23 protein-coding genes are annotated in these 23,813 nt (G+C 66.6%); 8 read left to right on the top strand and 15 right to left on the bottom strand.

From position 1 onward, the window contains the following. Positions 1–22: 22 nt before the first annotated feature. A complete protein-coding gene (locus EPB08_RS01760; protein ID WP_130617340.1) occupies positions 23–469 on the bottom strand; it encodes a GatB/YqeY domain-containing protein in 447 nt (148 codons plus the stop codon). Positions 470–636: 167 nt separating this feature from the next. Continuing rightward, positions 637–852, bottom strand: coding sequence for a 30S ribosomal protein S21 (rpsU, locus tag EPB08_RS01765; protein WP_038621768.1), 216 nt, complete (start codon positions 850–852; stop codon positions 637–639). 69 nt (positions 853–921) lie between these two features. Between rpsU and tsaD the strand changes: the two genes are divergently transcribed. From tsaD to EPB08_RS01785, 4 genes are all read left to right on the top strand, one after another. After that, positions 922–1,989 carry a tRNA (adenosine(37)-N6)-threonylcarbamoyltransferase complex transferase subunit TsaD gene (tsaD, locus tag EPB08_RS01770; RefSeq protein ID WP_130617341.1) on the top strand — a complete coding sequence of 356 codons (1,068 nt, stop codon included), beginning with the start codon at positions 922–924 and terminating at the stop codon, positions 1,987–1,989. A gap of 117 nt (positions 1,990–2,106) precedes the next feature. Further along, a complete protein-coding gene (folB, locus tag EPB08_RS01775) occupies positions 2,107–2,466 on the top strand; it encodes a dihydroneopterin aldolase (RefSeq protein ID WP_130617342.1) in 360 nt (119 codons plus the stop codon). Positions 2,467–2,468: 2 nt separating this feature from the next. Further along, on the top strand, positions 2,469–2,951 hold the full coding sequence (gene folK, locus EPB08_RS01780; protein ID WP_130617343.1) for a 2-amino-4-hydroxy-6-hydroxymethyldihydropteridine diphosphokinase: 483 nt from the start codon (positions 2,469–2,471) through the stop codon (positions 2,949–2,951). 94 nt (positions 2,952–3,045) lie between these two features. Then, positions 3,046–3,903: a DUF6159 family protein gene (locus EPB08_RS01785; RefSeq protein WP_130617344.1), complete on the top strand. Its 858-nt coding sequence runs from the start codon at positions 3,046–3,048 to the stop codon at positions 3,901–3,903. Between the two features lie 240 nt (positions 3,904–4,143). Here EPB08_RS01785 and EPB08_RS01790 read toward each other — a convergent pair whose 3' ends face one another. After that, positions 4,144–4,890, bottom strand: a complete 747-nt coding sequence (locus EPB08_RS01790; protein WP_130617345.1) for a pteridine reductase — start codon at positions 4,888–4,890, stop codon at positions 4,144–4,146. Positions 4,891–4,948: 58 nt separating this feature from the next. After that, positions 4,949–5,584 carry a hypothetical protein gene (locus tag EPB08_RS01795; RefSeq protein ID WP_130617346.1) on the bottom strand — a complete coding sequence of 212 codons (636 nt, stop codon included), beginning with the start codon at positions 5,582–5,584 and terminating at the stop codon, positions 4,949–4,951. Positions 5,585–5,795: 211 nt separating this feature from the next. On the opposite strand from EPB08_RS01795, the gene EPB08_RS01800 reads away from it, so the two are divergent. Continuing rightward, entirely contained in the window at positions 5,796–7,997 is a 2,202-nt protein-coding gene (locus EPB08_RS01800; protein WP_130617347.1) for a TonB-dependent receptor, read from the top strand. Between the two features lie 30 nt (positions 7,998–8,027). Beyond that, a complete protein-coding gene (locus EPB08_RS01805; protein ID WP_425598237.1) occupies positions 8,028–9,290 on the top strand; it encodes a class I SAM-dependent methyltransferase in 1,263 nt (420 codons plus the stop codon). Positions 9,291–9,385: 95 nt separating this feature from the next. Here EPB08_RS01805 and EPB08_RS01810 read toward each other — a convergent pair whose 3' ends face one another. The 4 genes from EPB08_RS01810 to EPB08_RS01825 all read right to left on the bottom strand — a co-directional run bounded on the left by EPB08_RS01810 (position 9,386) and on the right by EPB08_RS01825 (position 15,857). Continuing rightward, positions 9,386–11,380: an LTA synthase family protein gene (locus tag EPB08_RS01810; RefSeq protein ID WP_229238176.1), complete on the bottom strand. Its 1,995-nt coding sequence runs from the start codon at positions 11,378–11,380 to the stop codon at positions 9,386–9,388. Positions 11,381–11,545: 165 nt separating this feature from the next. Further along, positions 11,546–12,775, bottom strand: coding sequence for a multifunctional CCA addition/repair protein (locus EPB08_RS01815; RefSeq protein WP_130617349.1), 1,230 nt, complete (start codon positions 12,773–12,775; stop codon positions 11,546–11,548). A 47-nt stretch (positions 12,776–12,822) separates the two neighbouring features. Beyond that, a complete protein-coding gene (locus EPB08_RS01820; RefSeq protein ID WP_130617350.1) occupies positions 12,823–13,767 on the bottom strand; it encodes a complex I NDUFA9 subunit family protein in 945 nt (314 codons plus the stop codon). Between the two features lie 14 nt (positions 13,768–13,781). Further along, on the bottom strand, positions 13,782–15,857 hold the full coding sequence (locus tag EPB08_RS01825; protein WP_130617351.1) for a transglycosylase SLT domain-containing protein: 2,076 nt from the start codon (positions 15,855–15,857) through the stop codon (positions 13,782–13,784). A 185-nt stretch (positions 15,858–16,042) separates the two neighbouring features. Here EPB08_RS01825 and EPB08_RS01830 point away from each other — a divergent pair, with 185 nt between their 5' ends. Next, positions 16,043–17,662: a glycoside hydrolase family 17 protein gene (locus tag EPB08_RS01830; protein WP_130617352.1), complete on the top strand. Its 1,620-nt coding sequence runs from the start codon at positions 16,043–16,045 to the stop codon at positions 17,660–17,662. Here the strand turns inward: EPB08_RS01830 and EPB08_RS01835 are convergent. The 5 genes from EPB08_RS01835 to EPB08_RS01855 all read right to left on the bottom strand — a co-directional run bounded on the left by EPB08_RS01835 (position 17,561) and on the right by EPB08_RS01855 (position 21,359). Next, positions 17,561–17,995 carry a hypothetical protein gene (locus EPB08_RS01835; RefSeq protein ID WP_130617353.1) on the bottom strand — a complete coding sequence of 145 codons (435 nt, stop codon included), beginning with the start codon at positions 17,993–17,995 and terminating at the stop codon, positions 17,561–17,563. The genes EPB08_RS01830 and EPB08_RS01835 overlap by 102 nt on opposite strands. Beyond that, positions 17,992–18,801 carry an endonuclease/exonuclease/phosphatase family protein gene (locus EPB08_RS01840; RefSeq protein ID WP_130617866.1) on the bottom strand — a complete coding sequence of 270 codons (810 nt, stop codon included), beginning with the start codon at positions 18,799–18,801 and terminating at the stop codon, positions 17,992–17,994. The genes EPB08_RS01835 and EPB08_RS01840 overlap by 4 nt, the downstream gene beginning before the upstream one ends. Positions 18,802–18,922: 121 nt before the next feature. Then, the gene (locus tag EPB08_RS01845) at positions 18,923–19,579 is read right to left on the bottom strand and encodes a thiol:disulfide interchange protein DsbA/DsbL (RefSeq protein WP_130617354.1); all 657 of its coding nucleotides are present in this window, start codon (positions 19,577–19,579) and stop codon (positions 18,923–18,925) included. Between the two features lie 46 nt (positions 19,580–19,625). Then, positions 19,626–20,513, bottom strand: a complete 888-nt coding sequence (locus tag EPB08_RS01850; protein ID WP_130617355.1) for a thiol:disulfide interchange protein DsbA/DsbL — start codon at positions 20,511–20,513, stop codon at positions 19,626–19,628. 69 nt (positions 20,514–20,582) lie between these two features. Next, entirely contained in the window at positions 20,583–21,359 is a 777-nt protein-coding gene (locus EPB08_RS01855) for a c-type cytochrome (protein WP_130617356.1), read from the bottom strand. Positions 21,360–21,469: 110 nt separating this feature from the next. On the opposite strand from EPB08_RS01855, the gene yihA reads away from it, so the two are divergent. Then, positions 21,470–22,105, top strand: a complete 636-nt coding sequence (yihA, locus tag EPB08_RS01860; protein ID WP_130617357.1) for a ribosome biogenesis GTP-binding protein YihA/YsxC — start codon at positions 21,470–21,472, stop codon at positions 22,103–22,105. Between the two features lie 31 nt (positions 22,106–22,136). On the opposite strand, the gene EPB08_RS01865 is transcribed toward yihA, so the two are convergent. Both EPB08_RS01865 and EPB08_RS01870 read right to left on the bottom strand, forming a co-directional pair. Beyond that, the gene (locus EPB08_RS01865) at positions 22,137–23,168 is read right to left on the bottom strand and encodes an NAD(P)-dependent alcohol dehydrogenase (RefSeq protein WP_130617358.1); all 1,032 of its coding nucleotides are present in this window, start codon (positions 23,166–23,168) and stop codon (positions 22,137–22,139) included. Between the two features lie 110 nt (positions 23,169–23,278). Next, complete coding sequence (locus EPB08_RS01870; protein WP_130617359.1) at positions 23,279–23,773, bottom strand: GAF domain-containing protein; 495 nt, start codon at positions 23,771–23,773, stop codon at positions 23,279–23,281. Between the last annotated feature and the right edge of the window lie 40 nt (positions 23,774–23,813).

The following is a 23,813-nucleotide window of genomic DNA, read 5'->3' on the forward strand; positions in this document are numbered from 1 at the left end:
CAGCTTTGTGAAGCGCGCGTGTTCAGCCTGCGAGACGCGTCTTGATGCGGCCGGACACGGCGCCCATGTCGGCGCGGCCGGCGGCCTTTTCCTTCACCGCGGCCACCACCTTGCCCATGTCGCGCGGCGAGGAGGCACCGGTTTCGGCGATGGCGGCGGTAATCAGCGCATCGACTTCCTCGTCGCTGAGCTTGGCCGGCAGGTAGGTCCCGATCACAGCCATTTCGGCGCGTTCGATATCGGCCAGGTCCGGGCGGCTGGCGGCCTCGTACTGGCTGATCGAGTCCTTGCGCTGCTTGACCATCTTTTCCAGCACGGACAGCGTCTGGACGTCGTCCAGCTCGATGCGCTCGTCCACTTCGCGCTGCTTGACCGCGGCCAGGATCAGACGGATCACGCCCAGCCGGTCCTTGTCGCCGCCACGCATGGCGTTCTTCATGTCTTCGGTGAGCTGCTGCTTGAGAGTCATGTTTTATCCTCGGAAACACACAAAGCCGACGCTGCTCGGGGCAACGTCGGCTAGTGTAGGTCTACATCGACAGCGGCAGCGGATGGACGCGCCAGCTGCCAAGCTACCTGGTACGGCGCCATAAGCGCCGAAGCCCTGGGGTCGTCCGCGGGACGCGGACGCAAGGCTCAGTACAGGCGCGTGCGACGCGAGGTGTCGCGCGAGAGACGGCGCAGGTGACGCTTCACGGCGGCAGCGCGCTTGCGCTTACGCTCCTGGGTCGGCTTCTCGTAGAACTCGCGCTTGCGGGTTTCGGCCAGGATGCCGGCCTTTTCGCAGGTGCGCTTGAAGCGACGGAGGGCAAGCTCGAACGGCTCGTTCTCGCGGACTTTTACGCTGGGCATGGAGACTCCAATGTTAGACTGGCCCGCCTAGACGGACCGTTACGAATACGGTGAGCCGCGAAGTATAACGTGGATACGACGACATTTTCAAAGTCCCAGTCGGTCAAGCCGGTTCTGGGCATCGAAACCTCCTGTGACGAGACCGGCGTAGCCCTGCTGCGGTGGGAGCCGGAGGCGCCCGGACAAGGGCTGCTTTCACACACTCTCTACAGCCAGATCAAGCTGCATGCCGAGTACGGCGGGGTGGTGCCGGAGCTGGCCAGCCGCGATCACGTGCGCAAGCTGCTGCCGCTGGTGCGCGAGGCGCTGGCCCAGGCGGGCCTGACCCCGGCGGACCTCGGCGGCGTGGCCTATACGGCCGGACCGGGCCTGGTGGGCGCCCTGCTGGTGGGCGCTTCGGCGGCCCGGGCCATGGCCTGGGCGCTGGGCGTGCCGGCCATCGGCGTGCATCACATGGAAGGCCACCTGCTGGCGCCGCTGCTGGAGGAAGACCCGCCGGAGCCGCCCTTCGTGGCCCTGCTGGTGTCCGGCGGCCATTCGATGCTGGTGGAAGTGAAGGGCATCGGCGAATACCGCATCCTCGGCGACACGCTGGACGACGCGGCGGGTGAGGCCTTCGACAAGACCGCCAAGCTGATGGGCCTGCCGTACCCCGGTGGCCCGGCGCTGGCCAAGCTGGCCGAGCAGGGGCGCCCGGGCGCGTTCCGTTTCTCCCGCCCGATGACCGATCGCCCCGGTCTGGATTTCAGCTTCTCGGGGCTCAAGACCCAGGTGCTGCTGGCCTGGCAGCAGTCCGACCAGAGCGAACAGACCCGTGCCGACATCGCCCGCGCGTTCGAAGAGGCGATCGTCGACACCATGATCATCAAGTGCCGGCGTGCGCTGCAGGCCACGGGAGCCAAGCGCCTGGTGATTGCCGGTGGCGTGGGTGCCAACAGACGCCTGCGCGCGGAGCTGGCCGCCGCCGGTGAAAAGGATGGCTTCAAGGCCTACTTCCCGCGCCTGGCCTTCTGTACCGACAATGGCGCGATGATTGCGCTGGCTGGCGCAATCCGCCTCGCGCACGGGCAGCATCAGGACGAATCCGTGCAGGTGTTCCCGCGCTGGGACCTGGAAAGCCTGCCGCCGGCGATGTGACCCGCAGTCCCTTGTAGGAGCGCACCCAGTGCGCGACCGCAGAGTGGCGGCATCACCGCTCCGTCGGTTTTCGCGCACTGGGTGCGCTCCTACAGGGAGAACGCTAACCTATCGCCCATGGATATCGTTTTCATCGAAGACCTGCGCATCGATGCCGTGATCGGCATCTACGACTGGGAGCGCCGTGTGCGCCAGACGTTGTCGTTCGACATCGAGATGGCGTTCGACAACACCGTGCCCGCTGCCTCCGACGACATCGCGCACACGCTCAACTACAAGGACGTCTCCAAGCGCCTCATCGATTACGTGGGTGCGTCGAGCTTCGGACTGGTGGAAACGCTGGCCGAGCGTTGCGCCTCGATCATCCGCGAGGAGTTCGGCGTGGCGTGGGTACGCCTGAAGCTTTCCAAGCCGGGTGCCGTGCGTGGCGCGAAAGCCGTGGGCGTGCGCATCGAGCGCGGCGTGCGTCCGCAATAACGATGGCCCGCGTCTACCTGAGCCTGGGCTCCAACCTCGAGCCCAAGCGTTACCTCAATGCAGCCCTGATGGAATTGCGCGAGCGCTTCGGTGTGCTGGCCGTGTCGCCCGCGTATCGCAGCAAATCGGTGGGTTTCGACGGTGCGGATTTCGTCAACCTGGCCGTGGGACTCGACACCGAGCTTTCGCCCGAAGCGTTGAACGAGTGGCTGCACGCGCTGGAAGATCGCCATGGGCGTCGCCGCGACGTGCCGCGCTTCTCCGACCGCACGCTGGACGTCGACATCGTGCTGTACGGCGACCTCGTCCTGCAGGGCGAGGGACACCTGGACCTTCCGCGCAAGGAGCTGCGCCACGCCTTCGTGCTCAAGCCCGTCGCCGACATTGCGCCTGCGCTGGTGCATCCCGTCAGCGGTCGAACCATGGGCGAACTGTGGGCCGCGTTTCCTGCCGAGAGCGAACCGCTGGTAGTCGAGGCGCTCTGATTTCCACAGGTCCAACGCTTGGAAGCACGTGCCGGCACTGTCGCAGGTACCGGCCGGATGCTAGAAATCGCGCATCCATCACAAGGAGGTTGTTATGGCAGGCAAGTTCTCCCGCAGCTGGGAGTTGATGAAGGCCAGCGCGGCGGTATTGCGTTCGGACAAGTCGCTGTTGATGTTTCCGCTGGCTTCAGGCCTTTGCTGCCTGCTGGTGGCCGCCAGTTTCCTCATTCCCATGATCCTGGCCTTTGCCGGCGCGGGAGGCGCGGGTGAAGTGCATGGGCGCGCGTTGTCCATGGGCGGCTACATCGTGCTGTTCCTGTTCTATCTGGTGCAGTACTTCGTGATCATTTTCTTCAACACGGCGCTGGCCGGCGCGGCACTGATGCGTCTGCGCGGCGAGCCGACCAGTTTCGCGGCCGGTTTCGCGATCGCGCGCGGGCGCATCGTGAACATCTTCGGCTATGCGCTGATCGCGGCGACGGTAGGCCTGGTGCTGCGCGCACTGCAGGAGCGCCTGGGCCTGATCGGTCGACTGGTGGTCGGCTTCCTCGGCCTGGCCTGGACGGTCGCCACTTTCCTGGTGGTGCCTGTGCTTGCGAGCCAGGACGTGGGACCCACCGATGCGATCAAGCACAGCGTGGATCTGCTCAAGCGCACCTGGGGCGAGAACATCATCGGCAACGCCGGCCTCGGCGTGGTGTTCGGCCTGCTGATGTTCCTGGCTGTCCTGGTGGCCGCCGGCATCATCGGCGCAGCAGTCGTCTCCCAATCCATCGTGGCGATCATCGTCGCAGTGGTCATCGTGGCGGTCGGCATCACGCTGCTCGGCCTGATCCAGGCCTCGCTGCAGGGCATCTACGCCGCAGCGCTTTACCGCTACGCGGAAGAAGGCCAGGTTGGCTATGGTTTTGACCAGGCCATGCTTGAGCAGGCGTTCAAGCCGAAGAAGTAAGCCATGCGATCACCGGTGCGCTCCTTGCAGGTTTCTCCTGTAGGAGCGCACCCAGTGCGCGATAGCCCACGAAGCGATGCATGCATCGCTCTGCCGCCGGCCATACCGGCTGCACCTCGTCGATCGATAGGTTTTGTGGGAGCGCACCCTGTGCGCGACAGCCTGACGAAGCGACAGACATGAGGCGCTGCGGTCGCCCACTGGGTGGGCTCCTACAACAAGCGGAGGGCGAGCCCCGCTTTATACGGACAGCGTCCGTCCCCCATCCACGCGAATGATCTGCCCCGTCACGAACGGCGCATCACGCAACAGCCACAGCACGGCGCCCGCCACGTCTTCCGGTGAGCCGGCGCGCTGCAGCGGCGTGCGGGCCAGCATGGCCTGCTGGTCGTCGTAGGGTTTGCCGTCGCTGGGCCACATCACGGCGCCCGGCGCCACGCCGTTCACACGCACATCCGGGCCGAGGTCCAGCGCCAGCGAACGCGTCATCGCAGCGAGCGCCGCCTTGGCCATGCAGTAGAGCGGATGGTTGGCGAGCGGGCGCTCGGCGTAGATGTCCACCAGATTGACGATCGCGCCATGTGCCTCGCGCAACGCAGGCGTCGCAGCCTGGGAGAGAAAGAATGGCGCCTGCGCGTTCGATGCGAAAAGTTCGTTCCATTGCGCCGGCGTGGCCGTGCCTACCGGCGTCGGATAGAACGCCGAGGCATTGTTGACCAGCGCGTCCAGGCGCCCGAATCGATCGAGGATGCGTTGAACCATGACCGACAGTGCGCCGATGTCGGCCAGTTCGCCCTGCACGGTATGCGTGCTGCCTGCGCGCTGTCGTTCGAGTGAGGAGGCGAGCAGTTCGGTATCGGCAGCGGAATGGCGATAGTGCAGAGCCAGGTCATAACCGGCCGCATGCAGCGTGCGTGCAATCACCGCACCGACACGTTTGCCGGCCCCGGTGATGAGGACGACGGGACGCTCGTGGCGTGGACTCATGCGTGGGCTCCTGCGTGACGCGACTGGGGCGCGAGCTTGCCCCAAAGCATCGGATACGTCATCCCGCCGGCGGGGTGAGGTCGGTCCCCTCGGGGTCGTCCGTTTCGATGGAGGCGTTGAACATCGCGATGGCGGTGCGCGCCACCTGCCCAGTGTCGTAATACGCATAGGCGCCCACACCCATGGCACCCACGATCGGCAGCCAGCGTGATATGCCCTGGCCCACGGCGCGCTGCGTGACCTTGATGCCCACGGTCTTGGCGATGCGTTCGGCCACGCTGTAGGTCACTCGCCGGAACAGCAGGCGGTCGCCCACGCGCACCACCAGGTCGCGGAATGCCTGCGCCGCCGTGTGCCGGAACAGGCACCACAGCATCTGCTCCCGCCCCAGCTCCGGGTGTTTGCCGTAGGCGGCCGCGATGTCGCTGACCATCTGGGCCTGGATCTTCCAGATGGCGATCAGCTCCGGCAGCACGGTGAGCCAGCCCAGCGGCCCGGGGGGCAGGGCCAGCGAGCCGGCGGTGAGGGCCGCCCGCTGGGCCGCCCGCGTCGCCAGGCGCTGGGCCTCCTGTTCCGGATTCCGGCTGCCCTCGACGGTGCTGTCGGGGATCTGGCTGACAAAGTCCAGGATCGCCTGGGTGACCCGGCTGTGGTCGGTAATCACAGCGGGAAGCTGGGAAGAGGGCTTGGGCATGGTTCCGGGCTCAAGGGGCGCCAGGCGCCGTACGAGGCCAGTCTAGGGGGCTGCCGTGAAGTCCGGCTGAGCCTGCCGGTTGAACGGTCTGCGGGGCGGGGCGCTTTGTCCTCGGGCCATGACTTCTGGGGCACGCGCCCGCCGGGTCGTATGGATATGTTATAACGTATCGAAAATAAGAACTTCACCGCCTCCTTCTCCTGGACCCCTGATGAAACGTTCCTTGCTTGCCTTGAGCCTGGCCATTGCGCTGGGTGCCGTTCCGGTCGCGTTCGCCCAGATTCAGCCGAATCCGGACACCAGCAACCTCGCCCCCGGCACCAGCAGCGATGGCGCCAACGACAGCGGCAACGCCGCGCCCGGCGGCAACAAGAACAAGGTGAAGCAGCTCAGTGCCATTGATGTCAGCGCGGCGCTCGACCAGTCGCGCAACTCGCTCTCGCCCGACACCGGCAGCAGCCAGTACGTGATCGACCAGAAGGCCATCCAGCAACTCCCGCTGGGCGACGCCACCCCGCTGAACCAGGTGATTCTGCAGGCGCCGGGCGTGGTGCAGGATTCCTACGGCGGCCTGCACGTCCGTGGCGACCACGCGAACCTGCAGTACCGCATCAACGGCGTGATCATCCCCGAATCGATCTCCGGTTTCGGCCAGACGCTGGACGCGCGCACCATCCAGAGCGTGAAGCTGCTCGACGGCGCGCTGCCGGCACAGTACGGCCTGCGCACCGCCGCCGTGGTGGACATCGACACCAAGAGCGGCCACGACCTCGGCAATGGCGGCAGCGTCGGCATCACCGGCGGCTCGTTCGGCACGCTCAACCCGAATGCCTCGCTGTGGGGCAGCAGTGATCGCTGGAGCTGGTTCGTCACCGCGAACTACCTGGAAAACGATGTCGGCATCGAGAACCCGACGTCCAGCCGCACGCCTGTCCATGACCACACCAACCAGGTGAAGGGTTTCGGCGACATCTCCTACCTGGTCAGCGACGACATGCGCGTGAGCTTCATGTTCGGCGCAACCAACAACCGCTTCGAGATTCCCAACAATCCGAACCAGGAGCCGCAGTTCGGTTATCTCAACCAGACCGACTTCAATTCCGCCGATCTCAACGAGCGGCAGAAGGAGCAGACGCGCTTCGGCGTGCTGTCGCTGCAGGGCAAGTGGGGCAAGACGGATTACCAAGTGTCGCTGGGCCAGCGCTACAGCACGGTGAATTTCCTGCCGGACGAGATCGGCGACCTGATGTTCAACGGCGTCGCCTCCACCATCAACCGCTCCAACCGCGCCAGCACGCTGCAGGCCGATTTCGCCACGCCGCTGGGCGACAGCCACACGCTGCGCTACGGCATCTACGGCGAATTCGAGCGCGGAAACACCACCAACAACTCGCTGGTGTTCCCGGCCAACCCGGACGGCACGCAGGCCAGCACCACGCCGATCGGCATCTACGACGCCACCAACTTGCTGGCGCGCACGTGGTCGGCCTACCTGCAGGACGAGTGGAGCATCGGCGACAAGTGGACGGTGAACTACGGCGTGCGCGGTGACCGCTACGAGCTGTTCCGCACGGAAAGCCAGCTGAGCCCGCGCCTGGGTGTGGTCTACCAGGCCACCGACAGCACCACCATCCACGCGGGTTATTCACGCTACTTCACGCCGCCGGCCACCGAAGTGATCGACGACAGCAACATCGCGCGCTTCAACGGCACAACCAACGAACTGCCGAGTGGCGGCAACAATCTTCCGCTGTCGGAGCGCTCCGACTACTTCGACCTGGGCGTGCAGCAGCAGGTGGGTTCCACGCTCACGCTGGGACTGGATGCGTACTACCGCAAGGTCAGTCGCCTGCAGGACGAAGGCCAGTTCGGTGCGGCGCTGATCTACTCCAACTTCAACTACGCGCAGGGACGCATCCGCGGCGCGGAGTTCACCCTCAACTACGATAACGGTCCCGTCTCGGCCTACTTCAACCTCGCCTACAGCCGGGCCATGGGCAAGCAGGTGATGACCGGCCAGTACAACTTCTCGCCGGATGAGCTCGCTTATATCGCCGACAACTGGATCCATCTGGACCACGACCAGAAGCTGTCCTCGTCCGGTGGCGTCACCTACTCGTTCACCGATACCACGCGCGTCGGCGCCGATTACATCTTCGGCAGCGGCCTGCGCAAGGAGGCCCCGGGCGTGCCGAACGGTGCTTCGTTGCCGTACTACTTCCAGCTCAACCTCAACGTGGCGCACGACTTTAACGTCGGCAGCCTGGGCAAGGTGAAGACGCAGCTGGCGCTGATCAACGCACTGGACCGTACCTACGAGCTGCGCGACGGCACCGGTGTGGGCGTGGGCGCACCGCAGTTCGGTCCGCGCCGCGGCATCTACCTTACCCTGCAGAAAGACTTCAGCTTCTAAGTCAGCTGGGCCGATGCTTCGCCGCAGCCCATCTCCCCCTCACGGGGCTGCGGCGGGGCATGGGTTATCCTTTGCGCGTTTCCCGCCTGGCGTCCGCGCATGTCTTCCCGACTCCCCGAACCGAGCGCCGACGAGCGCACCCATTCCGACCGCTTGCTGACGCAGCTGCGCGAGGAGATCGCTGCACACGGCGCGATGCCGTTCTCGCAGTACATGGAGCGCTGCCTCTATGCGCCAGGGCTCGGCTACTACAGCGCCGGCAAGACCAAGTTCGGCGAGGCCGGCGACTTCATTACGGCGCCTGAGCTGGGCGATCTGTTCGCACGCTGCGTAGTCAATGCGACCTATCCGGTGTTCGAACTGCTCGGCGAGGAAGCGGATTTCCTCGAGCTGGGCGGCGGCAGTGGCGCGTTCGCCGAAGCGGCGCTCAAGGCGTTTGCCAAGGCGGGTACGTTGCCGCGCCGGTACCTCATCCTCGAGCCCAGCGCTGACCTGCGCGAGCGACAGCGCGAGCGCCTTTCTGCAGAACTGCCTGGCGAAGTGTTCGCCCGCGTGTCCTGGCTGGATCGCCCGCCCGAGCAGGACTGGCGCGGCGTGCTGTTCGCCAATGAAGTGATCGATGCGCTGCCGACCACGCGTTTCGCGATGCGCGCCGGCGAGGTCTACGAGGAATACGTCGCGCTGGATGGCGAAGGACGCCTGATGCGGGTCGATCGACCCGCCGACATGCTGGTGTCGGGTGCGGTGCGCCATGTGGAGCGCGATCTCGAAACGACTTTCCCGGACGGCTACCGCTCGGAGGTCCTGCCGCAGCTGCCGTACTGGATCCAGGCGATTGCCGGCTCGCTTAACGCAGGCCTGATGTTGTTCGTCGACTACGGCTACGTGCGTCGCGAGTTCTACCAACCCGAGCGCAACGATGGCACCCTGATGGCGCATTACCGCCATCGTGCCCACAGCGATCCGCTGTACCTGCCGGGCTTGAACGACCTCACGGCGTCGGTGGACTTCACCGCGCTGGCGGAAGCGGGCAACGGTGCGGGCTTTGGTGTCGCGGGCTATCTGTCACAGGCCCAGTTCCTGATCGGCAGCGGTCTCCAGGACGCCTTCGAAAGCGCTTATGAAGAGGCAGGCGACGAAACAGCGCGTTACCGGCTCGCCCAGGAAGTAAAGAAGCTGACCTTGCCCGACCAGATGGGCGAACGCTTCCAGGCCATGTTGTTCGCCCGCAACATGGAAGTGCTGCCGTTGCCTGCGGAGCTGTTGGAGGCGGACCAGGGCGACCGCCTCTAAAGGCATCGCTTCGCCCCGATGACGCTACGCGAGGTGCTCGAACCACAGGTAGCGTGATTCCCATGCATGCGTTTCGCGCATGCATGGGTTCCAGATCACGGGGATGCCGTGGCAGCCGGTTGTGATGCTTCTTGCTGGGTCACGGGCTTGCTGTCATCCGGGCGCTTCACCATCAACCCATGCTTGAACAGGAACGAGGCCACCTGGTAGTACGCCGTGGCGTCATCCACCTGGTGTTCGTCGATCGGCGTGTTCGGCACGGCATCGCCGTTCTCGAAGTTCGGTCGAACCTGCTCGAGCTTGCGCTGGGGTTCCAGGATGGTCAGTACGTCGTTGCGCAGGTAGCCGAGCTTCTCGTAGGTGGCCGGGAAGGCGCGTTCGCGGCCCGGTTCCAGCTGGAAGATGTCGGCGCCGAAGAAGCGGCTGCGGTAGCTGAAGTTCAGCAGGCCCATCACCGTCGGGATGATGTCGACCTGGGCCATCTGCCGCGTCACGCGCTGCGGCTGGATGTGCTTGGGCGCATAGATCCACAGCGGGATGTGGTAGCGGTTGATCGGCACGCTGGTACGGCCGGCGCTGGAGGCGCAATGGTCGGCGGTGATCACGAAGATCGTGTCGTCGAAGTACGGTTTGCTTTGAGCGCGCTTGATGAAGTCGGCGATGGACCAGTCGGTGTACGCCACCGCTGCCTCGCGCGTGCCGTTCTTCTGCGACACGCGGTTGGCGGGCACGGTGAAGGGGCGGTGGTTGGTGGTGGTCATGATGTGCAGGAAGAACGGCTTCTTCTGCGCGTAGGCCTCGTCCATCTGCTTCAGCGACAAGGTGTACAGATCCTCGTCGGCCACGCCCCACACGTTCTCGTGATGGATCGTCTCGCCCTTGGCGATATCGTTGCGGTCGACCGCGTGATAGCCGTTGTGCGAGAAGAAGTAGTTCATGTTGTCGAAGTAGCCGTAGCCACCGTAGACAAAGTCGGACTGGTAGCCGCGGTCATTGAACACATTGGCGGCGGAGAACAGGTTCTCGTTGTTGTGCGCCTTCACGATCGAGTCGCCCGGCGTCGGCGGTACGGAAAGCGACAGGGCCTCCAGGCCACGCACGGTGCGCGTGCCATTGGCGTAGAGGTTGTCGAAGAACATGCTCTTGCTGATCAGCGCATCGAGGTTGGGCGTGAGGTCGCGCTTGTCGCCGAACTCCTTGAGGAAGTCGGCCGAAAAGCTTTCCACGCTGATCAGCACCACGTTGAGGTGTTTCTCCGGACCTGCGTGACGGATCTCGCGGGTGAGGTCGCGCGGGTCATCGCTGACGTAGGTGGCTTCGGGCGTCTTGATGAGGTCGCGCACGCGGCGGAACGCGTCGTCTTCCGGCAGGGTGCGGTAGAAGCGCGCATAGTCCAGGTGGCTGCTGCGGAAGGCGGCGAAGAACTCGTATACGCCGTTGCCGGAGAGTTCGTTCACATAGGCGTTGTCGGTGCGGTCCTTGAAGGTGCCCTTGATGGCGACTGCGGTCACCACCGTGATCAGCAGCCACACGAGTGCCACCTTGGCGCGCTGCGCGAAGCGCGTGCCGCCATCTTCGGCCTTCAGGCCGCGGCGGCTGAACCACACGATCAGCAGCGTCGCCAGCGCCAGCAGGCTGATCCAGGTGCCCAGCGGGTACGACTCGCGGATGTTGCCGATCACCTCGGTGGTGTAGACCAGGTAGTCCACGGCGATGAAGTTGAAGCGCGTGCCGAACTCGGCCCAGAACACCATCTCGGAAGCGCCGACGAACAGCAGGCCGAACAGCATCACCGCGCCACCGCCGTACAGCAGCCCCTGGCCCAGGCGCGACACATAGATGCGCTGCGGCACCAGCCACAGATAGAGCACCAGCGGCCAGGCGATGTAGATGAAGGCGATCAGGTCGTACGACAGGCCCACGCCGAACGCATACGCCCAGTAGAGCGGGTTGTGCGGCACGCCGCCGCCCGACATGAACAGCAATGCGATGCGCGTGGCGGCGCCGATCAGCGCGTAGCTGATGGCCAGCCACCAAAGGGGACGAAACCGCTGGCGCAGCGGCGAGGTCGGGTGATACGCAGTGGACACGGATGACTCCGGGGGAGTTGGAACGACAGGCGCCCGGTTCATCAGGGCGACGAGTGGCGACCCGTCTTTATACACGGCCGGGCCTTCTGGAGCAGGCCGTCCGGGCGCCAAGCCCGCGATTCTAGCCGGGTCGATCTTCCTGCCGTCTTTCTACGACGGGCCTGTTCAGGAAGCCGACTGCCGCACCGTTCCGATGGCTGCCACCCGCGCGGCGGTCATGGCCTCACCGATGGCGGGCCCCGCGAGGCCCTGTGCCACGAAAGCCTCGGAACGGACCGCCGCCGCCGCGTCGCGGGCTTGCCGCAGGTAATCGGCCTGGGGATAGGCGTCGTCCTGATGACCGAGACGGCCCCGCTTGTCGGCTTCGCAGGCCGCCAGGAACAGGTCGAGACGTTCGGGGCGCCGCAAGGCGTCCAGGGATGCCAGCAGCTTCAGCACCGTGGCGGGCTTCAGTTCGAAGGCACGGTGGGCGTTGAGATGTTCGCGGCACACGTGTTCGGCCAGGGTGGCGTGCTCCGTGGGTACCTTGAGGCGCGCGGTCAGGCGCTGCAGCGGCCGTACGCCGACATGTTCGTGCCCGATGTGGCGCGGCAGCACGTCGTCCGGCGTGAGCGCCTTGCCGAGGTCGTGGGTGAGTGCGCAGAAGCCCACCACGTCGTTGCCGGGGGCGATGCGTGCGGCCATGTCGAGCACCATTTCCACGTGCACGCCGGTGTCGATTTCCGGATGGAACTCCGCGCGCTGCGGCACACAGTAGAGCGCATCCACTTCAGGGAACAGCACCGCGAGCGCGCCCGACTCACGCAGCACGCGCAGGAAAGCGGAAGGTTGGGCCTCGCCCAGGGCCTTGCGCGTTTCCTGCCAGACGCGCTCGGGCACGAGATGGTCGACCTCGCCAGCGCGCACCATCTCCTGCATCAGCGCCATGGTCTCCGGGGCCACGGTGAAGCCCAGTGGCGCGAAGCGCGCCGCGAACCGCGCCACGCGCAGCAGGCGCACGGGGTCCTCGACGAAGGCGGGTGATACATGCCGCAACAGTCGCTGCTCGAGATCGCGCAGGCCGTTGAAGGGATCGACGAGGGTGCCATCCTCGCCTTCGGCCATCGCGTTGATGGTCAGGTCGCGACGTGCGAGATCCTCTTCCAGCGTCACCGACGGATCAGCGTGGAAGGCGAAGCCGTGGTAGCCATGGCCGGTCTTGCGCTCGGTGCGTGCGAGCGCGTACTCCTCGCCCGTCTGCGGATGCAGGAAGACCGGGAAATCCTTGCCTACCGGGCGATAACCCTGTGCCTGCAGATCCTCGGGCCGTGCACCCACGACCACGTGATCGTGGTCGATGACCGGCCTGCCCAGGCGTTTGTCGCGGACCGCGCCGCCGACGAGATAGATGCGCATGGGGCAATTCTGCCATGCCGCATCCACGGGCCTACAGGTGGGCTGCCTCAGTGCGTACTGACGCGGGCGTTGGCCAGGCGACGCAGGCGTGCCGGCTCACGCAGCAACAGCGGCAAGCATGCCGACAGCGGCTGTGGCGTGATGCCGAGCGCTGCATAACCATCCTGCTTGCCCACCGAGTCGGTGCGCAGCGTGCGGAAATTGTCCAGCGAGAACGGCTTGCCCGGCAGGAGTTCGGCAAACTGCGCCTGCAGGCGGCCCAGTCCGTCCGGCAGCGGCAGGATCGGCGTGCGCAGACCCGCCGCATCGCGGACCTGTCGAACGATGTCGCCTAGCGTCAGGACTTCCGGTCCATACAGCTCGAAACTGCGATCGACGCCCAGCTTGTCGTCGCCCACGCAGCGCGCGATCGCTTCGGTCACGTCGCCCACCCAGGTCGGCGCAAGGCGCGAGGAGGCGCGGGCCAATGGCAGCACGGGCATCTGCCGCAGCAAGGTGGCGAAGCGGTCGACCAGTCCGCCGCCGCGTCCGAACATCACGCTGGACTGATAGATCGTCCAGTCCAGCGACGAATTGCGCACATGCGCCTCGGCTTCGCCCTTGGTCTTCAGGTATTGCGACAGGCCCTGGCCAGCCTTGAGCGCGCTCATCTGATGCAGGCGCGCCACGCCGGCCGCCTGGCAGGCAGCGATCACGCGCTGGGTCAGATCTACATGCGCGAGCTGGAAGTTCTGCTTGCCGAAAGCGTTGAGGATGCCGACCAGGTTGATCACGGCATCGGCACCCTCGAACTGCCGGCGCAAAGCGTTGGCGTCATAGATGTCGACGCTGCGGATGCGCACCGAAGGCAGCACGCTCAGCTCGCGCCTGCGCTCGCGATTGCGCGAGAGCAGCAGAACGCGATGGCCGTCGGCCACGAGTCGCGGCACCAGATGCGAACCGACGAAGCCGGTGCCGCCGAGCACGACCAGTTGCTGGGTTTTCCGTGTCACCTGCTACGTTCCTTTCAATGCGTGCTGCTGGATGGCGCTGCCGGTGGCGCCATGTTGCTCGCGGGCGCCGCCGTGGCGGCTTCCGCCGGTGCCGCCGGCGCAGCGACCGGACACCCCACGAGCTTACGCTGGCCGGAGACCTCGGCCAGATTGAAGCCCTGGCCGATGGGCGTCATTCGCTGCGACAGCGTCACCGCGTTGCCATGCTGGCGCCAGTCGTAGATCACGGCGAAGGACATCACGCGCGCCACGTATTCGCGCGTCTCCTTGTAGGGAATGGTGGCGACGAACATGTCCGGCGGCAGCGAGCCGCGCGCCTCGAGCCACTGGTCGACCTTGCCGGGACCCGCGTTGTACGCCGCGCTGGCCAGCCAGATCGAGCCGCTGAAGCGCTGCGCCATCTGCGCGAGATAACGCGTGCCCAGGACGATGTTGGTCACCGGGTCGAACAGCGTGTCGCCGCCGCCCCAGCTGATGCCGTTGCGTTTGGCCACCAGTGCCGCAGTGCCGGGCAACAGCTGCATCAGCCCGCGCGCATCCGCGCCGGAGCGTGCGTCGCTCATCCATGCGCTTTCGGCACGCAGGATCGCGTAGGCCCACGAAGGATCGATGCCTGCTTCCTGCGCCTGCGGCACCAGGCCGTCCTGGCTGGCGAGCGGGAAGCGCTGCTCGTAGTAGCGCAGCGCATCGCCGGTGTTGAAGGTGAACACCGCGCGGTCATACCAGCCACGTTGATAGGCAAGGGCAACCGCGAGCTTCAGCGTTTCCGGGTCGGCGCCGTCCAGCGCCTGGGTCCATTCGCGGCGCGCCTGGCGCGGGAGGTCGACGGCAAACAGCTCGAAGGCGCGTTGCAGGCCGCGGTTGGCCAGCAGCGTCTGCTCGCGCTTCGTATCGCTGTTGAGCTGGATCGGGCAGATGCCATACGGCTGTTCCAGACGATCAGCGGCGAGGAAGCCGAAGAAGGTGGGTTCCTGCGAAAGCGGCGTCAGTACGCGCTGCGCTTCGGCGCCGCGATCCAGTTCGGTGAGCGCACGCGCTCGGAACCAGCGCCATTCGCCATCCTGCTGCTGCGTGGCCGGCATCGCGTCGATGGCGGCGAGCACGGCCCGCCAGTCACGCTGGGCAAGCGCTGCACGCACGCGCCATTCGCGACTGACATCCGTCTGCAGCGCAGCGGGTAGTGCGGCCAGGCGCGCCAGCGCGCCTTCGTCGTAGTCGGTGGCATGGAACAGGGCCAGCGCGTACACCACGCGATCGTGTTGCTGCGGCGTAAATGCAAAACGGTCCTGCAGCTTCTGCCATGCGGTATCGGCGATGACCGACTGGCGTCGTGCCAGTCGCTCCACCGCGATGGCGGCGGCCTGGCGGTTGCGTGGCGTATCCGGCCACTGGTTGGCGGCCGCAGCAGCCGCGCTGGGATCGCTCAGTGCCGAAGCCACGCGCTTGGCGGCGTCGGCGTCCTCGGCGGGCAACCAGGCGGCCATGGCGTTGATGCTGCCGGGCTGCACGGCATCGACCGCGCGATCGATGCGGTCCCACAGTCGCTGCGGCGTCAGCAGGCCCTGGTCATGCGCGGCACTCAGCACCGGGTCGCAGGCACCCGGCAGCTTGGGCTTGGCCCACAGCGCGGCGAGGTCGCGGTCGAAATTGAGCTGCGCGCCCTTGCTGAGCTGCGCCTGCAGCGCACTGCAGGCCAGCGCGTCGCCCTGGCCCGGCTGGTACATCGCGAGGAAATTGTCCCAGTCCTGCCGTCGCGCCAGCTCGGTGAGGAAGTCGCGGCGAAGATCGTTCGCGGGGATCAGGTCGGGATAACGCTTGAGGTAAGACTCCACCTGGCCGCGGTCGATCTGCCGGATGTCGTGCGTCAGCGCGGCCGCTTCCAGGTAGGGATAGATCGGATAGTCCTCCAGCCCCTTCGCCAGGCTGCGCCAGCCGTCGCCTCCCTGCTGCGCGGCCGCGTAGGCCTGCTTGAAGGCGGCGCGCTGCGCGTTGGTGGGCGCAGCCGCGAGGGCGGTGCCAGCCAGCAACAGGCCGGCCACCACGATGAGCAGATGCCGGGCGAATCGACGCGGTGCCACGGAGGGGGACATGAAAGCTCCTTTTTTGCCTTTCCCGCGCAACGCATCTTAGAGGGTTCATGGCGCATCGGGCCGGGCAGCATGGCCAACGTCCGCTGAGCGTGGCGTGAAACCTGCGCGCACGTGGCCCCGGGGATGGGCCTGATAGAATCGGCGGCCCACGAGGCGCCACGTTCGGCGCATTCCCAAGGAAGCGCATGACGCCTTTGCCCTCGCCCTCGTCCCGTGTAGCGCCACTGGCGTGGCTCGCGCTTGTCGCGGCGGCGCTGTGGGGGGCGCTCTGGTGGTGGCAGATCGGTCGCCCGGTGGCGTTGCCGGAGGCACCGAGTTCGCGCATTGCCTGCGTTTCCTACGCGCCGTTCCGCAAGCCGGGCGAGACGCCGCTCAACATCCATGCCTACGTGAGTCCCGAGCGCATCGACGCCGATCTGCGCGCGTTGTCCGAGCGATTCGATTGCGTGCGCACCTACTCGCAGGGCTTTGGCCTGAGCGCGGTGCCGGCGATCGCGCAGCGTTACGGCATGAAGGTGCTGATGGGCATCTGGATCGGCCGCGATCCGGTGCTCAACGCCAACGAGATCAAGACCGGCATCGCCACCATCAAGGCGCACCCCGAAGTGCTGCGCGGCGTGGTGGTGGGCAACGAGGTGCTGCTGCGTGGCGAGCAGACGCCCGCGGCGATGGCGCAGTACGTGACTGAAGTGCGCGACGCCGTGCGCGATACGCATGTGCCGGTCACCTATGCCGACGTGTGGGAGTTCTGGCAGCGCTACGCGGAAATGGCCAAGGTGGTGGACTTCATCACCATCCACATCCTGCCGTACTGGGAAGACCAGCCGGTGGAGCCGAGGGATGCCGTGCAGCACGTTGCCGACGTGTATGCGCACATGAAGGCGGAGTTTCCCGGTCGTGCGGTGATGATCGGCGAGACGGGCTGGCCCAGCGAGGGCAAGCAGCGCCGCGGTGCCGCCGCGAGCGTGGTGAACGAAGCGCGGTACATGCGCGAATTTCTCCGCTACGCCGGCAGCGTGGACATGCCCTACAACGTGATCGAGGCCTTCGATCAGCCGTGGAAGCGCGAGCAGGAAGGCACTGTCGGCGGCTACTGGGGCATCTTCGATGTGGATGCACGGCCGAAGTTCTCCATGCAGGGCCCGGTGGTCGAGGAGCCGCGCTGGCTGCTTGGCTGGTGGGCCGGCGTCGCAGGTGCCGTGTTGTTTGTGCTGGCGGCGGCATGGCGACGCGAGTGGCGCTCGCGCAGGGCGCGTTTCGCGTTGGTGCTCTCCGGCTTTGCCTGCGGCACCGCGATGGCCTGGCAGTTCCGCCAGATGTGGTTCGCCTGCCGCGATGCGGTGGAGTGGGCCGTCTCGGGTACGTTGTGCCTGCTTGCCGTGCTGACCACGCTGGCGCTGGCGCGTTGGGTGGCTGCCCGCCTGTGCGGCGAACCGGCGCGCAGCATGCCGGGTCCGCGCGTGCGTTTCGCGTGGATGTTCGGCCTGACCCTGTACGGCCTGCTGCTGGTGTTCGACGGGCGCTATCGCGACTTCCCGCTGGGCCTGTTCTGGCCGCCGGCACTGGGCTATTTCATCGCCTCGATGCTGGACGCGGGCAGGGCATGGGTGCCGACGGCGGAAGAGCGCTTCATGGCTTGCCTGATGCCCTTGCTGGCCGCCGTGACGGTGGTGCAGGACGTCGGCCTGAACCCGGGTTCCTGGCTATGGCTGGGTGCGAACCTGTTGCTGGGGGGCGCCGCGCTGGTCGCGTGGCGTCGCACCGCCCGCCTGCACGCGCACAAGCCGCAGGCAACCTACCAGTAGCGCCAGCGCACCCGGTTCGAAGCAATAAAGCACCACGGCAACCAGGCCCGTGGCCGCGGCCAGCCAGGCCGTGAATGTGCTGGTGCGCCACAGCGCCAGCACCATGGCGGCCAGCGCCACCCAGCCGTACACGCCGATGCGCACGCCGCCGATGTTGCCGGTGATGAAACCCATCACGGTGGCGTGGCGGATGCCGCAGGCCAGCGTTGTGCCGGTTTCGCACAGGCGCCCCACCTCGGGTGACTCGACCAGTCCGTAACGCAACATCAGTGGCACGGCGCCAAGCGCGATCAACAGCAGCCAGGGCAGGACGAGGGTGAGCGTTCGCTTCATCGGCGCAATCGAGAGGGTTGGGGCGCCACATGGTCCGGCAGGCGGATTTCGGCCGCCAGCGGCAGGTGGTCGGAAAAGGCTTGCGGCAGCGCCCAGACCTTGTCGAGCTGGATCGCTTCGGAGGTAAGGATGTGATCCAGCGCCCGCCGTGGCTTCCAGCTGGGGAAGGTGGGCGTGGCCTGTTCGGGCGGCACCAGGGTGGACTTGGCGAACAGGTGCTTCATCTCCGCGCTGCGCAGGTCGGTGTTGAGGTCACCCATCAGCACCGCATGGCGATAGTCCTGCAGCAGCTCGCCGATGAAGGCGAGCTGCTTGGCGCGCGCCGGGGCGCTGAGCGACAGGTGGGCGATCATCACCGCCAGCGCGTCCGGGCCTTCGCCGAAGCGGGCCAGCAAGGCGCCACGGCCGGGAATGCGGCTGGGCAGCGGGAAATCCAGCACGCTGGTGGGTTCCAGGCGACTGATCAGGCCGTTCGCCGAATGGGCCAGGCGCGCCATCGGCCGGTTCGGCTGGTGGCTCCAGAACGGCATGCCCGCCGCTTCGGCGAGGTAACGGGTCTGGTTGAGGAAGCCCGAGCGCAGGCTGCCGGCGTCGGCCTCCTGCAGGCCGATCACGTCGAACTGGGGCAGTACTTCCGCGAGGCGGTCCAGGTTTTCCAGCTTGCTGCGGCCGGGCAGCACCGCATTGATGCTGCGGGTCAGGTATTCGCTGTAGCGCTGCACGCTGGCGCCGGCCAGGATGTTGCAGCTGAGTAGCCGCAGACGGCGCTCCGGAGCGGCAGGGGCGGGTGATTCGACGCGGGTCATCGGGCGGGCAGGGTAGTTGCAGAGGAAGGCAGGCGCCACGGCTGGCACCGCCGGATGCCCAAGCATGCCCGCCCGGGTGTGAATGCGGGGAAAGTCCCGGAGGGCTTTCCCCGCGAAAACATTACTTGCCGCCCGCGAGCTCGCGCTTGGCCAGCCACTGGGTCAGGGCCGCCAGCTGGTCCAGCGTCTTGATGTTGGCGCTGCGGTACTTGCCGTCCACGACGATGGTCGGCGTGCCGTCCACCTGCCAGGCCTGCACCAGCGCGGCATCCTTGCGGATTTCCTGGGTGACCTCGTCGGAGGTGGCGATACGCATGAAATCGTCGCGCTTCACGCCGTGGCTGGCGTAGAAATCGGCAATCTCGTCCAGCGAGGAGATCGGGTAGTGGTCGTCGAACTTGGCCTTGAACAGGGCCAGGTGGGTCTGCTCCACCACGCCGAGCTTCTGCGCGGCGTAGTACGCACGGGCGTAAGGCACCCACTGGTCGTTGAAGGCGGCCGGCAGCAGCTTGAACACCACGCCCGGCGGCAGCTGCTTGCGCATCTGGTCGGCGATCGGGGCGAAATGAGCGCAATGGACGCAGCCGTAGGAGAACACTTCGACGACCTCGACCTTGCCCTCCTTGCTGAGGCGCTGAGGCGTGCCGCCGATCGCCACGTACTCGGTGCCCTCGGTGTAGGGCGCGACATCGTTGGAGCTGGCGGCGGTGCAGGCGGTGGTCAGCAACAGGCCCACGAGCAGGCCGATGGTGCGAAGGGGGGCAAAGCGCTTGAGCATGGGCGGTGTTCTCGGATGATCGCTTGGTTGGAAAGGGTGGCGTGGCTTACTTGCCTGCCGCTTCCTTGGACACCAGCCACTTCGCCAGTTCCACTGCCTGGTCGTAACCACCGGCCGAGCGCGGGGTCAGGCGGTACTTGCCGTTGATGACGATGGTCGGCGTCTCTTCGATGCCGTAGTTCTTCACCAGTTCGTCCGAACGCTTGACCTTGGTGTTGATGGTGAAGGAGTTGGCCACCGCCACGAATTCCTTCGGGTCGGCGCCGTACTTGGCGTAGACCTTGGCCGCATCGTCCAGGGTCGGCAGGGCCGAAGCCGGCTTGAGGCCTGCGCCACCGGGCTTGAGGGCGCTGAGCTCGTTGGTCTTCCACACGGCGTCGTACATCGCGTCGTTGGCCTTGTCGGCCACGCCCAGCGCCTGCGCGGTGAGAAAGGCGCGCTGCAGCATCGGCCAGTTTTCCTGCGGCATGAACGCGGCCGGCAGGTAGGCAACCACGGCGTCGCCGGGCAGCTCCTGCACCAGCTTGTTCATGGTCGGATGGAACTGGTTGCAGGCCGGGCAGCCGTAGGAGAACACCTCGACCACTTCGATCTTGTCGGTGCTGGTCAGCTTGGGCTGGGCCGGCTCGATGCGCACGTACTGCTTGCCTTCGACCCACTTGCCGTCGTCGACGAACGGCGTCGCCGGTGCGGCCGGAGCAGGAGCGGGCGTCGGCGCCTGGTCGGCGGTGCTGGCGGCAGCCGGGGTGGCCGGAGCAGCCGTGCTGGCCGTGGCGGGCGCGGCAGCCGTGGACGCGGCCGGCGGCTGGGCCGCCGGAGCGGTCGCTGCCGGGGCCGGGGCGGGCTGCGGGGCCGTGCTGGCGTTGTCGTTGTTGTTGCTGCAGGCGGAGATCGCGAGCAGGGCGGCACACAGGAACGACAAACGCTTCAGCATGGTGATCCTCGGTACTTTGTCAGGCTTGGAACGGACACGCCGGCCTGGTGGCCGGCGTGTCGAAGGCGATTACTTCGCGGCGGGGGCGCCCGAAGCGCCTTCGGCAGCGTGCAAGCCTTCAATGTAGCTGGCGACGGCCGCAATGTCCTTCGCATCGAGCTTCTTGGCGATGCCCGGCATGATCTGCGAGTGAGCGTCGTCACCCCAGGTGGTGCCGTCGTGCCAGGACTTGAGCGTGGCTTCGATGTACTGCGCGTGCTGGCTGGTGAGCTGCGGGTACATGGCGCCCGGGTTGCCGCGGCCGTCGATGCTGTGGCACGCCATGCAGGCGGGCACGCCCTTGGTGGTGTCACCCTGGCGGTAGAGCTCCTCGCCGCGCGCGACCAGCGCCTGGTCGGCAACGCCGGGCAGTGAGGTCTTGCTGGCGAAATAGGCACCGATGTCGTGCATGTCCTGCTCGGAGAGCGGGGTCGCCATGCCGAGCATGATCGGGTTCTGGCGCTTGCCACCCTTGAAGTCGGTCAGCTGGCGGACGATGTACGCCTCGTGCTGGCCGGCCAGCTTGGGATACTGGGCGTCGCTGGAATTGCCATCCATGCCATGGCAGGCGCCGCAGGCGGCGGCCTTGCCGGCACCGGCAGTGGCATCGCCCGGCTTCACAGCGGCGGTGGCCTCAGCGGGCTTGGCCTGCTCGGCGCCCGCGGCGGCAGCAGGCTGCGCGGCGGTGGACGCGGCGGCGGGCGCCGTGGCTTCCTGGGCGAACGCCACACTGGAAGACAGCGCAAAGACGAGGGCTACGGCATAACCAACAACAGCGGGCCGAATACCGGCGGGCCGAAAACTCATACACTTGTCTCCCGAAAAACTGCTATGGCTGCACGGCTCGCGCTGGCCTGCACGTCCGCAACTGGCAGAAACTCACGGATTATCTCCGTGCCACCTTAGTCGGTCAAACCATGTCGAACCCTTTGCAGGGCGCCCAGTTCGTACTGGCTGCCCACCGAATCTCCCAACTCCCTTCCGATCAGGGCGCCGAAGTGGCCTTTGCCGGCCGCTCCAACGCCGGTAAGTCCAGCGCGCTCAATACATTGACGGGCCATCGCGGGCTGGCGCGCACCTCCAAGACACCAGGTCGCACGCAGCAAATGGTCGCATTCTCGCTGCCGCCGCTGACCCAGGGCGAAGGTCAGGCGCCGCTGACGGCACGGCTCATCGACCTGCCTGGCTATGGCTACGCGAAGGTGCCGCCCGAGTTGCGCGACCACTGGAAGCAGGAGATCGACGCCTACCTGCACCAGCGTCGCAGCCTGCGCGGCATCGTGTTGATCACCGATATCCGCCATCCGATGAAGGAATTCGACCGGATGATGCTGGAGTTCTGCTTCGTCACGCACCTGCCGTGCCACGTACTGCTGACCAAGGCCGACAAGCTTTCTCGCAACCAGGCCATGCAGGCCCTGGCGGCGTTGCGCAAGGAGCTGGCGGCCGGCGGCACGCAGGCGACGGCACAGATGTTTTCCTCGCAGACGCCCACTGGCGTGGAGGAAGCGCGCGACATGGTGGTTACGCTGCTCAATACCCCGCGGCAATGAGGCGCGCCGGCTGACCGGCGCGCCGCCATGCTCAGGGAATGAGTACGGCGCGACCGACGATCTTGCCGGCCTTGAGCTTCTCGTACACCTGGGCCGCCTGCTCGAGCGGGAACTCGGTGGTTTCCGCCTTGATGCGGCCGTCGCGCGCCATCGCGATCACTTCCATCAGCTCCGCCCGCCCGCCCCAATAGGGCGTGCACATCTCGCAGCCATACGGCGTGCTGCCGAAGCGGAAGTCGTGATGACCGCCGCCCAGGCCCACGATGGTCCAGCGGCTGTCACGACCCAGCACGCGTGCGCCCAGGTCGAAGGTGGGCTGGATGCCGACGCAGTCCAGCACCAGTACCGCGCCACGCGGCCCGACGATGTCGCGGATCGCGGTGGTGGCGGCCTCGATGTCGCGTGTATTGATCGTATGGTCCGCACCGCGCTGGCGCGCGTGAGCCAGCTTCGCGTCGTCGACATCGCCCGCAATGATGCGCGCGGTGGACAGTACGCGCAGCAATTGCACCGCCATATGCCCCAGGCCGCCGATGCCGAGCACCACCACGGTGGTGTCGCCGGTGAGCAGGGGCAGGACGCGCTTGATGGCGTGATAAGGCGTGAGCGCCGCATCGCTCAACGGTGCGGCCACGCGCGGATCCAGCGTGCCCAGCGGCACCAGCAGTCGCGCCGCCGGCACCAGCATGTAGTCGGCCATCCCGCCGTCGAAACCCAGGCCGCCGCCGGCGGCGCCGAGGCTGTCGGCGTTCTCGCAGTAGTTTTCCATCGAGAGCTGGCAGGCGTGGCAGTGGCCGCAGCCCCAGGGGCCATACACGGCGACCGGATCGCCTTCGCGGAAGCCCTGCACGCCCTCGCCAAGCTCGGCGATCCAGCCGGCGTTTTCATGGCCGAGGGTGAAGCCGGCCTGGAAGCCGAGCTCCTCTTCCATCACGTGCAAGTCGGAATGACAGACGCCCGCCCCGCCGATTCTGACCAGCACCTGGCCGGGGCCAGGCGTGGGCTTGGGGATGTCGTCGATCGAGACGGGTTTGCCGACGCCGTTGAAACGTACTGCTTTCATGCAGGCTCCTTAGTTGAGGCGGCGCGCCGTGGCGGCGTGCCGGTGTTTCCTCCCACCGAGAAAGCCAAGACTGGCAAAGCGCCAGTCATGCATGGCGTGAATGGGGCGCGTCAGCGACTTTCGAGCGCAGCCATGAAAACCGCGCAGAGCGCTTCCATGCCGGCGCGATCGTCGGCATCGAAACGTGCAACGGACGGGCTGTCCACATCCCACACGCCGAACAGGCTGCCGTCGGCGCGCACCAGCGGCACCACGATTTCGGACTGCGACGCGGCGTCGCAGGCGATGTGGCCGTCAAAATCGTGCACGTCGCGCACGACCTGGGTCTCGCGCGTCTGCGCGGCGGTACCGCATACGCCGCGGCCGAGCGCGATGCGGATGCAGGCGGGCTTGCCCTGGAACGGGCCGACCACCAGCTCGGTGCCGTCGTAGAGATAGAACCCGCTCCAGTTGAGATCGGGCAGGCTGTGGTAGACCAGTGCCGAGAAGTTCGCCGCGTTGGCGATCACGTCCGGTTCGCCCTCGAGCAGGCCGCGCGCCTGGTGGCACAGGTCTTCGTAATGCTCGCGCTTGCTTGCATACGCCTGCGTGGTTACTTCGAACATGGGCATGAGCCTCGCTGTCAAAGCACGTATTATGCGCCCG

The sequence above is a fragment of the Dyella amyloliquefaciens genome, assembly GCF_004296575.1.
In the GTDB taxonomy this organism is placed as follows: Bacteria; Pseudomonadota; Gammaproteobacteria; order Xanthomonadales; family Rhodanobacteraceae; genus Dyella; species Dyella amyloliquefaciens.